11 protein-coding genes, 1 pseudogene and 1 riboswitch are annotated in these 11,075 nt (G+C 71.4%); of the genes and pseudogenes, 6 read left to right on the top strand and 6 right to left on the bottom strand.

Annotated elements, in window-relative coordinates; translation table 11 throughout:
* Positions 1 to 56 precede the first annotated feature (56 nt).
* Positions 57 to 548, bottom strand: a complete 492-nt coding sequence (locus tag ABT288_RS36765; RefSeq protein ID WP_351617461.1) for a transglycosylase SLT domain-containing protein — start codon at positions 546 to 548, stop codon at positions 57 to 59.
* Positions 549 to 553: 5 nt separating this feature from the next.
* A riboswitch (cyclic di-AMP (ydaO/yuaA leader) is annotated at positions 554 to 736 on the bottom strand.
* Positions 737 to 1,301: 565 nt separating this feature from the next.
* On the opposite strand from ABT288_RS36765, the gene ABT288_RS36770 reads away from it, so the two are divergent.
* From ABT288_RS36770 to ABT288_RS36785, 4 genes are all read left to right on the top strand, one after another.
* The gene (locus ABT288_RS36770) at positions 1,302 to 2,312 is read left to right on the top strand and encodes a polyprenyl synthetase family protein (protein ID WP_351617464.1); all 1,011 of its coding nucleotides are present in this window, start codon (positions 1,302 to 1,304) and stop codon (positions 2,310 to 2,312) included.
* A 540-nt stretch (positions 2,313 to 2,852) separates the two neighbouring features.
* Positions 2,853 to 4,067 (top strand): LolA family protein, encoded by a 1,215-nt coding sequence (locus ABT288_RS36775; protein WP_351617466.1) that lies wholly within the window; start codon positions 2,853 to 2,855, stop codon positions 4,065 to 4,067.
* A gap of 70 nt (positions 4,068 to 4,137) precedes the next feature.
* Positions 4,138 to 5,169, top strand: coding sequence for an ABC transporter ATP-binding protein (locus ABT288_RS36780; RefSeq protein ID WP_351617469.1), 1,032 nt, complete (start codon positions 4,138 to 4,140; stop codon positions 5,167 to 5,169).
* Positions 5,156 to 6,052, top strand: a complete 897-nt coding sequence (locus tag ABT288_RS36785) for an ABC transporter permease (RefSeq protein WP_351617472.1) — start codon at positions 5,156 to 5,158, stop codon at positions 6,050 to 6,052. The genes ABT288_RS36780 and ABT288_RS36785 overlap by 14 nt, the downstream gene beginning before the upstream one ends.
* A gap of 2 nt (positions 6,053 to 6,054) precedes the next feature.
* Here ABT288_RS36785 and ABT288_RS36790 read toward each other — a convergent pair whose 3' ends face one another.
* Positions 6,055 to 6,648: a flavodoxin family protein gene (locus tag ABT288_RS36790; RefSeq protein ID WP_351617475.1), complete on the bottom strand. Its 594-nt coding sequence runs from the start codon at positions 6,646 to 6,648 to the stop codon at positions 6,055 to 6,057.
* Between the two features lie 197 nt (positions 6,649 to 6,845).
* Between ABT288_RS36790 and ABT288_RS36795 the strand changes: the two genes are divergently transcribed.
* Positions 6,846 to 7,880 (top strand): hypothetical protein, encoded by a 1,035-nt coding sequence (locus ABT288_RS36795; protein ID WP_351617478.1) that lies wholly within the window; start codon positions 6,846 to 6,848, stop codon positions 7,878 to 7,880.
* Between the two features lie 12 nt (positions 7,881 to 7,892).
* On the opposite strand, the gene ABT288_RS36800 is transcribed toward ABT288_RS36795, so the two are convergent.
* The 3 genes from ABT288_RS36800 to ABT288_RS36810 form a co-directional block, all read right to left on the bottom strand.
* Complete coding sequence (locus ABT288_RS36800) at positions 7,893 to 8,372, bottom strand: VOC family protein (RefSeq protein ID WP_351617480.1); 480 nt, start codon at positions 8,370 to 8,372, stop codon at positions 7,893 to 7,895.
* 118 nt (positions 8,373 to 8,490) lie between these two features.
* Positions 8,491 to 9,441, bottom strand: a complete 951-nt coding sequence (gene rarD, locus ABT288_RS36805; RefSeq protein ID WP_351617482.1) for an EamA family transporter RarD — start codon at positions 9,439 to 9,441, stop codon at positions 8,491 to 8,493.
* A 112-nt stretch (positions 9,442 to 9,553) separates the two neighbouring features.
* Positions 9,554 to 10,408 carry an SDR family oxidoreductase gene (locus ABT288_RS36810; RefSeq protein ID WP_351617484.1) on the bottom strand — a complete coding sequence of 285 codons (855 nt, stop codon included), beginning with the start codon at positions 10,406 to 10,408 and terminating at the stop codon, positions 9,554 to 9,556.
* Positions 10,409 to 10,509: 101 nt separating this feature from the next.
* Here ABT288_RS36810 and ABT288_RS36815 point away from each other — a divergent pair, with 101 nt between their 5' ends.
* On the top strand, positions 10,510 to 10,917 hold the full coding sequence (locus ABT288_RS36815; RefSeq protein WP_351617487.1) for a winged helix-turn-helix transcriptional regulator: 408 nt from the start codon (positions 10,510 to 10,512) through the stop codon (positions 10,915 to 10,917).
* 20 nt (positions 10,918 to 10,937) lie between these two features.
* On the opposite strand, the pseudogene ABT288_RS36820 reads toward ABT288_RS36815, so the two are convergent.
* Positions 10,938 to 11,075 (bottom strand): annotated as a pseudogene (locus tag ABT288_RS36820) (2-oxoacid:ferredoxin oxidoreductase subunit beta); the annotation flags it as partial.

The raw sequence follows: 11,075 nt of genomic DNA on the forward strand, positions 1-11,075 counted from the left end.
TCCGTCAGGTGTGGGCACACGCCGGGCGGCCGATTCCGCGCCGGTCGGCGGGACCGTCAGTACGCGCTGAACACGTTGTCGATCGACCCGTACCGGGCGGCGGCGTAGTTGCAGGCCGCGGTGATGTTGGCGACCGGGTCGTAGGGGTCGAAGGAGGTGCCGGCCACGTGGTACGCGTTGAAGGTCGGGTCGATCACCTGGAGCAGACCCTTGGACGGGATGCCCGCGGCGGCGTTGGAGTCCCAGAGGTTGATGGCGCGCGGGTTGCCGGAGGACTCCCGCATGACGTTGCGGTAAATGCCGTTGTAGGTGCCCGGGATGCCCTTCTGGGCCATGATCGCGAGGGACTCGCGGATCCAGCCGTCGAGGTTGTTGGGGTACCCGGCGACGGTGGTGGCGGCGGTCTTGGTGGTCGTGCCGGTGGCCGCGGAGGCGCTGGTGGCGCCGACGAGCGACACAGCGAGGACGGCGGCACCGGTGCCGGCGACGGCGAAGGCACGGGCGAGGCGGGTGGTGCGGGTGCGGCGGGGCTGAGCGGCAGCGGGCATGAAGGAAGTCCTCTCCGGCGCCTGCGAGGTGAGCTGTCGGGTTCGGGCGGGGAGGTGCCCGGCCTTGCCTTCGTGCGAAGACAGGGCTTCACCCCTAGCCGTTCCGGTGCGGCGTGTGCCGTCCGGTCCGGCGGACTTACCTGGGTCCCCCGCTCCTGCCGTACGAATGAGTTCGTCGATGGGTTACGCGGGCGGCGGCAGGATTCGGCGTCCGCCCGACGGCCGGAACGTATGCGAGAGCACATGTCGGGAACAAGTACTCGATTCACACAACGCACCATTTGACCTTGGTCTGTGCCGTTTGGGGTACTTGATCCTTTGCGTTTGCCAACCCTCAACTCGCCGACAGGGGAAGGGGAGAGGAGGCCTGACGGCTCCACGGCGCCGAAGGTCGTGCGTGACTCAACTCACGAAATAACAAAGTATTTCAAATCAGACATAGGGGATTTGGGTGGGTCGGGCGGGTGGTGGTGGAACCCGCGACGCGGCGCCTGTCGTTGTCCGGGGCGTAGGTATTACTCCGCTCGCCTCCTCGGCTCGCGACAAACCGTGCCTGTTCCTGTTAAGTCGATGAATGTCCGCTCATATCACTTGATCAAAAACATACTGGTCGTGATCCGATACCGCCCAGCCTGGACCGGTGGGCGCTATCGGTGATCGAAACAGGACCGGATACGCTGACTTGAGTGATGGCAGCGACCTATCGACAAACCGTGTAATCGCCAGCAGACACCAGCAGACAGGAGACCCCTCGTGACCGTCGTCGGGCCGTTCGGGCTGAGCGTGCGGGACCAGGCTCTGGAAGCCGATGTCCAGGCCGGATTGGCGGCTGTCGAGGAAGGCTTGCTCGAGGCCACCAAGAGTGAGGTCCCGTTCATCACGGAGGCCGCGCAGCACCTCGTACGAGCCGGCGGGAAGCGGTTCCGGCCGCTGCTCGTGATGCTCGCGGCCCAGTTCGGCGACCCCTACGCGCCGGGCATCGTGCCGTCGGCCGTCGTCGTGGAGCTGACCCATCTGGCCACGCTGTACCACGACGACGTCATGGACGAGGCGGCCGTGCGGCGCGGCGTGGCCAGCGCCAACACCCGCTGGGGCAACTCCGTCGCGGTCCTCACCGGCGACTTCCTCTTCGCCCGCGCCTCCCAGATCCTCGCCGACCTGGGCCCCGAGGCGGTCCGGGTGCAGGCCCTCGCCTTCGAGCGGCTGGTCACGGGCCAGATCCTGGAGACCGCCGGCCCCTCCGACGGCCGCGACCCGGTCGAGCACTACCTGGACGTGCTCGGAGGCAAGACGGGCTCGCTGGTGGCGGTCTCCTGCCGGTTCGGCGCGATGATGTCCGGCGCCGACGAGACCGTCGTGGACGTGCTCACCCAGTACGGCGAGCGGCTCGGGGTCGCCTTCCAGCTCGCCGACGACGTCCTGGACATCGCCTCCGACTCCCACGAGTCCGGCAAGACCCCGGGCACCGACCTGCGCGAGGGCATCCCGACCCTGCCCGTGCTCCGGCTGCGCGAACGCGCCGCCCGCCTCGGTCTGCCCGAGGACATCGCGCTGTGCGACCTGCTCGACTCCGACCTCAGCGACGACGCCCGGCACGCCGAGGCGCTGGCCGCGCTGCGCGCCCACCCCGCGCTGGAGCAGGCCCGCCGCGACACCGTCCGGTACGCGGAGGAGGCCCGCGCCGCGCTGGCGCCGCTGCGGGAGTGCGACGCCAAGGCCGCGCTGCTGGAGCTGTGCGACGCGGTGGTGCACCGCGCCGGCTGACCCGGCCGCCCGCCACGCCACGCCTCTGGTTGTACGACCGGCACGCCTCCGGCTGTGCGCCGCGCCGCGTGTCGGCCGTACGTCACGGCCCGCCGCCTGCGCCGTCTGCCGCACCGCGCTTCCGGCCGTACTCCACGGCCCGCCCCGCCGCCCGCCGCGCCGCGATTCCGGCCGTGCGGATCCGGCGCGCTTCGGCCGTGCGTCGCGCGCCTTCGGCCGTGCGACCGGCCCGGATCCGTCCATCCGTACGGCCCTGCGCCATCGGTACGACCGTCCGGCCCGTGCATCCGTACGCCCCCTGCGCGCCCGTAAAGCCCCGTCCGTTCCGGTGAGACCCCTACGGGTCGGCGGAGTCGCGGCCCCCGCGTGTCATACCGCAGGCGTACGCGGAGTTGGCTCCGAGGTCTGACGCTTCCTCATGGCTGATTTGGTGAGATGGAAGCCACGGAAATCACCACTCCTCACCGATTCGGGTGAGAATGGCGGCTCTGGTGGACCAGCGTGACAACAGCCGCCGCCGACGACGGAGGTAAGGCACACATGGCACCGTACGAATCCGACGACGCAGTGGACGCCGCGCGAGTGGACGCCGCGCGTGACGAGGAGCGGCAGGCCGGGCGCCGCAGGGCCGCCCGTTACGCGGTCCCGGTCGCCGTGGTGGGGGTCGCGGCGGCCACGATCGGTCTGGTCCCGGCGCTCGCCGCCTCCGGCGACCCCGACCTGCCCAGGATCACCGCGCAGCAGCTCATCGAGAAGATCGCCAAGTCGGACGTGCAGCAACTGTCCGGCACCGTGCGGATCGACACCGACCTCGGCCTGCCCAACCTCGGCGGCCTGGCGAACAACCTGTCCTCCGCCGCCGGCAAGGGCTCCGGCGACGGCTCCTCCGCCGATCCGCAGTCCCAGCTCACCTCGCTGGTCTCCGGCACGCACACGCTGCGCGTGGCCGCCGACGGCCCCGAGAAGCAGAAGCTGTCGCTGCTGGAGAGCGGCTCCGAGTACAGCCTCATCCACAACGGCAAGAACATGTGGGGCTACGACAGCAAGACCAACGAGGTGTACCACGGCATCTCGGCCGACTCCGGCAAGGAGCACAGGGCCGAGCCCCCGGCCACGCCGAAGGACTTCGCCGACCAGGCGCTGAAGTCGGTGGACGGCACCACGTCCGTCACCGTCGACGGCACCGAGCGGGTCGCCGGGCGCGACGCCTACAAGCTGCTGATCAAGCCCAGGCAGTCCGGCACCACGGTCGGCGCCATCAGCATCGCCGTCGACGCGAAGACGGGTACGCCGCTGAAGTTCACGCTGACGCCGAAGAGCGGCGGCGCCGCCGTCCTCGACGTGGGCTTCACCCAGGTCTCCTTCGCGAGGCCGGCCGCGTCCACCTTCGACTTCGCCCCGCCCAGGGGTGCGAAGGTGACGGAGGAGAAGAAGGACTCCGCGGCTCGCAAGCACGCGCCTGAGTCCGGTGGGGACTTCGCCAAGGGCATGAACGGCGCCGAGGTCCTCGGCAAGGGCTGGACGTCCATCGCCACCTTCGACACCGGCGCCAAGGGCGGCCTGCCGACCGGCTCCCGGGGCGGTGACCTCGGCGGCTTCCTCGGCTCGCTGGGCGACAAGGTCTCGGGCAAGTTCGGCAAGGGCACGGTCTTCTCCACCCGCCTGGTCAACGCCCTGATCACCGACGACGGCAAGGTGTACGCCGGCGCGGTGACCAAGGACGCCCTGGTGAAGGCGGCGAACGCGGGAAAGTGAGCCCTTCCGGGCACTACGGACCGTGACCGTACGTTCACCCTTCACGGAGGCACGAACCGAGGGGGAGCCGATGGACGGAACGTCCGCCACGGAGCGGGAGGCGGGAAACGCGGGGAAGCGTGCCCCGGGGCAGGTGGAGGACGCGGGGAAGCCTGCCCCGGGGCCCGCGGAGGCGAGCGTCATCGCCACCCGCGGCCTCACCAAGCGCTACCGCGGCGGACAGCTCGCCGTCGACGGCCTCGACCTGACCGTCCCGGCGGGCAGCGTCTTCGGCTTCCTCGGTCCGAACGGCTCGGGAAAGACCACCACCATCCGCATGCTGATGGGCCTGATCGAGCCCACGGCCGGCACGGCCCGCGTGCTGGGCCGCCCGATGCCCCGGGCGGCCCGGTCCGTCCTCCCGCAGGTCGGCGCGCTCATCGAGGGCCCCGCGCTGTACGGCTTCCTCTCCGGCCGGGACAACCTGCTGCGCTACGACGCCGCCGACCCGACCGCCGACCCCCGCACCCGGCACGCCCGCGTCGCCGCCGCCCTGGACCGGGTGGGTCTCGCGGCCGCCGCCGGCAAGAAGGCGAAGGCGTACTCGCTGGGCATGAGACAGCGCCTCGGACTTGCCGCCGCGCTGCTCCAGCCGCGCCGGCTGCTCGTCCTGGACGAGCCCACCAACGGCCTCGATCCGCAGGGCATGCGCGAGATCCGCACCCTGATCCGTGAGCTGGCCGCCGACGGCACGACCGTCTTCCTCTCCTCCCACCTCCTCGACGAGATCGAGCAGGTCTGCACGCACGCGGCGGTCATGACGCGGGGCCGGCTCGTCACCCAGGGCGCGGTGGCCGACCTGGCGTCCGGGGCGCGCGGACGGCTGGTGGTGACCACCCCGGATCCGGCCGAGGCGGCCCGTGTGCTGAAGGAGCAGGGCGTCGGGGACGTCACCGCCGAGGGCGAGAGGGTCACCGGCGAACCGCCCGCGCGGGACCTCGCCGAGGTGAACGCGGCCCTGGTCGTGGCGGGGGTCCGGGTTCGGGGGTTCACGGTCGAACGGGCCTCGCTGGAGGACGCGTTCGTGGCGCTGACGGGGGAGGGCTTCGATGTCGCGGGCTGAGACGGTCCCCGTGTCCGAGGCGGTCGCATCCGCCGCCCGCAGGCCGAGCCCCCTGTGGACGCTCGGTCTGCTGCGCAGCGAACTGGTCACGACCCTCCGCCGCGGGCGCACGCTCGCCCTGCTCGGGGTGCTGGCCGCCGTGCCGGTGCTGGTCGGGATCGTCGTGAAGATCCAGACGCGGGGCGGCGGGACGGCGGACCACAGCGGCCAGGGCCCGGCGTTCATGACGCAGATCACCAACAACGGCCTGTTCCTGGTGTTCACGGCACTGGCCGCGACCCTGCCGGTCTTCCTGCCGATGGCCGTCGGGGTCGTCGCGGGCGACGCGATAGCCGGCGAGGCGGGCACGGGCACCCTGCGCTATCTGCTGGTCGCCCCGGCCGGCCGCACCCGGCTGCTGCTCACCAAGTACACGACGGTGATGGCCTTCTGCCTGCTGGCCACGCTGGTCGTGGCCTGCTCGGCGCTGATCGTGGGCGCACTGCTCTTCCCGCTGGGCGACCTCACGACCATATCCGGCACCCGGATCAGCTTCACCGATGGCCTCGGCCGGGCCCTGCTGATCGCCCTGGTGGTCGCCGCCTCACTGGTCGGCATGGCGGCGCTCGGCCTGTTCGTGTCGACCCTCACGAACAGCGGCATCGCGGCGATGGCGACCACCGTCGGCATACTCATCACGGTCCAGATCCTGGACCAGATACCCCAGTTGCACGCGGTGGGCCCGTACCTGTTCTCGCACTACTGGCTGTCCTTCGCCGACCTGGTGCGCGACCCCGTCTACTGGGACGACCTGGTGAAGAACCTAGACCTCCAGGCGCTGTACGCGGCCGTGTTCGGCTCGGCGGCCTGGGCCCGGTTCACGACGAAGGACATCAGCGCGTAGGGCTAGCCGGCGGACGTCTCGTACGGGAAGCGCGCGAACGGCGGATCCTGGGCGAAGAAGGTCTTCGCGCGTGCCAGCGCGTCGGTGTCCTTCAGCACGTCACCCGGGGCGCTGCCGTTGCCCAGCAGCACCCCGCCGAAGCGCATCCCCATGTAGGCGGCGGAGTTGTTGAGCGTGCCGGTGTAGGGCTCGGCGACCGACTGCTCGGTGTGGGCGAGCGCGGCGATGCCCCAGAGCGTGCGCCCGGCCAGGGTCGCCTTGAAGTCGACGCCCGGGGTGCGCAGCCAGCCCGACCAGTGGTCCAGGTAGCGCTTGGTCAGGCCGGACACCGAGTACCAGTACAACGGCGAGGCGATCACGATGTCCGTGGCCGCGAGGGTGGCGTCCAGCAGCAGTCCGGTCGCGCTGTCCGAGGGAGGCCGTACGTGCTCGCTGTCGTGCCGCAGGTCCGCGAAGTCGGGCAGCGGGTGCTCGGCCAGACGGATCCAGCGTTGTTCGACGTCACCGGGCAGCTGCTCGGCCGCCGCGCGGGCCAGCAGTTCGGTGTTGCCCTCGGCGCGGGCGCTGCCCAGGACGAAGAGAAAGCGACGGCTCATGGGTCCCCCCGGGGGCGTGCTGTCGTACGGCGAATAAAGGCGCATGCATTTTATGCACACGCAAGCTATTGGCGCCAGGGCGGGGCTGGTGCGAGGCTGTGACGCTGCGGTGACGCGGAAACCGCAGGGAGGCCGACACACTGGTCGGCAGGACGCGTACGACCGGATCGCGACGCCGGGGGAGTGAGGGAAAACCGATGTCTCGAGTCAGCTTCGAGAAGAAGCGGGCGCAGCAGCCCGCCCCGCATCCGGCGGTGGTAGCGGTCCGGGTGTTCGGCGCGGGAGGCGCGTCGGTGGGCGGGATGTCGGTGGTGGCGGCGCCGGGTGAGGAGATCCAGCAGGCCGTCCTCAACCATCTCCAGCGGCTGGCCATCAGCGTCGGCACCCCCATACGCGCCACGATCCACGACGACCGCGCGGGCTGCGTGGTTCCCCTGGAGGTATCGGCGGACGGCTCCAGCCGGGTCACCGGCCGGGCGGTACGGGCGGCCGTGGCTTCCCAGGTGACCGTGCCTACGCCTGAGGAGGCGCGGGATGTGTCCCCGGTGAAGCAGCCGGCGCCCGTGCCGGCCGGGGCCGTGCAGGCGCCGACGGGGCAGTTCGGCCCCGCGCCGGTCATGTCGGTCACGAAGGCCCTGGTGCCCGTGGTCGAGCTCTCCGAGCCCGAGCCCGAGCCCGCCTCCACCCCGACTCCCACCCCCGCCCGCGGCTTCGACGCCGTCGCCGAGGAGGTGCTCGGGGACGTGCCCGTCACCGAGACGGCGGAGGGGGCCGAGTTGCTCACCGAGCCGATGACGCGGATCAACGAGGCCGTGCGCTCCGGCCGTATCGAGACGGCGGTGCAGCTCGCCGACCGCACGGTCACCGAGGCGATCACCCTGCTGGGCCCCGGTCATGCCGAGGTGCTGCACCTGCGGGAACTGTCCGCCTACATCGCCTACTTGGCAGGCGACCCGGTCGGCGCCTGCCGGCAGTCCCTGGACCTCGCCCGGCTGCGCCGGCAGGCGCGGGACGCGGAGGCCGCCTACGGCAACGTACAGAGCGCGGCCACCGCGTGGCGGGCGGTGCGCGATCCCGAGGAGGGGCTGCGGCTGGGCCGCGACCTCATCGAGCTGTGGGCGGACCTCACCACCGAGCCGGGTCCCGCCGCCGACGACCCGCGCCCGCTGGAGTCCGCCCGCGCCCGCATGGTCCGCCTGACCGACCGAGCGGCCCGCGCCGCACAGTCGTAACCGGCGACAGCCCTACTGCACGCAGAACTCATTGCCCTCAGGGTCCGCCATCACCACCCACTCGCCGGAGGGTTCCTTCACCTCGTTCAGCACCCGCGCGCCCAGCGCCCGAAGCCGTGCCACCTCGTCGGCGCGCCGGCCCGCGCCGGCGTGCAGGTCGAGGTGGAGCCGGTTCTTGACGGTCTTCGGCTCCGGCACGCGCTGGAACAGCAGCCGCCGCCCGAGCCCGGTGCCGCTCTCCGGGTCGTACGGGTCATCGGGGTGCCGTACGGCGATCAGGTCGCGGAAGGCGGGCCGGCCGTGGTACTCGACCGTGGCCTCGCCGGGCAGCGCGCCGAGGGACAGCAGCCGTTCTACCAGGGCGCTGTTGTCCTCGGCCGTGTAGTGCAGCGCGGCGGCCCAGAAGTCGGCCTGGGCGTGCGGGTCGGCCGCGTCGATGACGAGCTTCCAGTGCAGCGGGGCGGGGGCCTCGGAGGGTGGTTGAGTCGACATGCTCACCACTTATAGCGGCGGGCACTGACATCGGCGGCGAGTGCGGACATCAGCGGCGGGCACCGACGTCGGTGGCGTCCACCGGATCCCGTACCCGCCGGTTCGGAGGGCCGCCGGTTCAGGCTTCCACGGGCGCCGCGTCGGGCGTCTCCACGCGGGGCGGGCCGAGAGGCTCCCTCGGCCTGCGTGCGGCGCGCAGCGCGTCGCCCGTGAGCAGCATCAGCGCCAGCCAGACCAGCGCGAACCCGGCCCAGCGCTCGGGCGGCATGGCCTCGTGGAAGTAGAGGATGCCGAGCAGGAACTGGAAGACGGGCGCCAGGTACTGCAGCAGGCCCAGCGTGGACAGGGGCACGCGGATCGCCGCCGCGCCGAAGCAGACCAGCGGCAGTGCGGTGACGAGGCCGGTGGAGGCGAGCAGGGCGGCGTGCCCGGTCCCGTCGTTCAGGAAGCCGGCCTTGCCGTGTGCGCCGAGCCACAGCAGATAGCCGAGTGCGGGCAGGAACTGGATCGCGGTCTCGGCGGCCAGTGACTCCAGGCCGCCGAGGGCGACCTTCTTCTTGACCAGGCCGTAGGTGGCGAAGGAGAACGCGAGGACGAGCGAGATCCACGGCGGGCGGCCGTAGCCGACGGTCAGGACGACGACGGCGGCGAGGCCGACGGCGACCGCGGCCCACTGCGCGGGCCGCAGCCGCTCCTTCAGCAGCAGCACGCCCATCGCGATCGTCACCAGCGGGTTGATGAAGTACCCGAGGGAGGCCTCCACCACATGGCCGGAGTTCACGGACCAGATGTAGACGCCCCAGTTCACGGTGATGACCGCGGCGGCGACGGCGATGAGCCCGAGCCGGCGCGGCTGGCGCAGCAACTGCCCGACCCACGCCCAGCGCCGTACGAAGAGCAGGGCGACGGCGACGACGACCAGGGACCACACCATGCGGTGGGCGAGGATCTCGACCGCCCCGGCGGGCTTCAGCAGGGGCCAGAACAGGGGCACCAGGCCCCACATGCCGTAGGCGGCGAAGCCGTTCAGCAGGCCTATCCGGTGCTCACCCTTGGACTTCCCGGCCATGGGCCCCTCCTTCTCGCATCAGGCACGCGAGAAGGAAGGTAGCGCCGAGCACCCCGGGCTGTCATGCCCGTATCGCCATACGGTCATGACAGTCCGAGGGATGTCGGGCGGCTCAGCCCTTGAGCGCGGCGGTGACCGCCTCCGCCAGGGGGGTGGTGGGACGGCCGATCAGTCGCGAGAGGTCCCCGGAAGGCACCACGAGCTCGCCCTTCTCGACCGAGGCGTCCACGCCGGCCAGGATGGCGGCCAGCGGCCCGGGCAGCCCGGCGCCGGTCAGGATGCCGGCGAGGGCCTCGACGGAGACCGGGGTGTAGGCGATCTCCTTGCCGGTCTGTCGGCTCAGCTCGGCCGCGTACTCGGCGAAGCTCCACGCCTCGTCGCCGCCCAGCTCGTACGTCTTGTTCTCGTGGCCCTCGCCGGTCAGCACCGCGGCCGCGGCGGCGGCGTAGTCGGCGCGAGCGGCGGAGGAGACCCGGCCGTCGCCGGCGGCCTGGACGACCGCGCCGTGCTCCAGCACCGGGGCCAGGTTCTCGGTGTAGTTCTCGTGGTACCAGCCGTTGCGCAGCAGGGTGTACGGCAGGCCGGAGGCGAGCAGCACCTCCTCCGTCGCGCGGTGGTCGTCCGCGAGCGCGGCCGTCAGGCTGCCCGGGGCGCTGGTGTAGGCGAGCAGCGCCACCCCGGAGGCCTTCGCGGCGTCGATGACGACCTGGTGCTGCCGCACCCTGCCCTTGTCGAACTCGTTGCCGGAGATCAGCAGGACCTTGTCACCCGCGGCGAACAGGCCGTCGAAGGTCTCGGGCGCGTTGTAGTCGGCGACGGCCAACGTCACCCCGCGGGCCGCGAAGTCGGCGGCCTTCGCCTCGTCGCGTACGACAGCGGTGATCTCCTCCGCGGGAACCTTCTCCAGCAGCTGTTCCACGACGTGCCGGCCGAGGTGTCCGGTGGCTCCGGTGACGACGATGCTCATGGTTCGCAACTCCTTGTGGGATGCCGTGTGTCTCGTATGACACTCACCCTAGGAGGGGCGCTAACCAAGCGAAAGTACCCACTTTGAAGTAAGGTACTGGTATGGCGGTAAGTAACGAGCGGGTTCATGAGGCCGAGGCGCTGTGCCCCTACCGGCTGGTCCTGGAGCATGTCACCAGCCGGTGGGGCGTCCTTGTCCTGATCGAGCTGCTGGAGCGGCCGTACCGGTTCAGTGAGCTGCGCCGGGCGATCAGCCGCTACGGCGGGCGGGGTGTGAGCGAGAAGATGCTCACCCAGACCCTGCAGACCCTGGAGCGCGATGGCCTGGTCCACCGGGACGCCAAGCCGGTCATCCCGCCCCGCGTCGACTACTCCCTCACCGGCCTCGGCCGCGAGGCGGCGCACCAGGTACGTGCCCTCGCCGAGTGGACGCACGACCGCATGGACCGGGTGGAGCAGGCCCGCCGGGCATACGACGAGGCCCGGGACATCCAGTCCCGGGCCTCCTAGCCGAACCGAAGGCGGCGGCCTCAGCCGACGACGGTCCAGGTGTCGCCGCCGGCGAGGAGGGCTGCGAGGTCGCCCTTGCCCTTCTGCTCGATGGCGGTGTCGAGCTGGTCGGCCATGGCGGTGTCGTAGACGGGGCGGTCGACCGAGCGGAAGACGCC

The organism is Streptomyces sp. NPDC001093, from assembly GCF_040298985.1.
Lineage (GTDB): Bacteria > Actinomycetota > Actinomycetes > Streptomycetales > Streptomycetaceae > Streptomyces.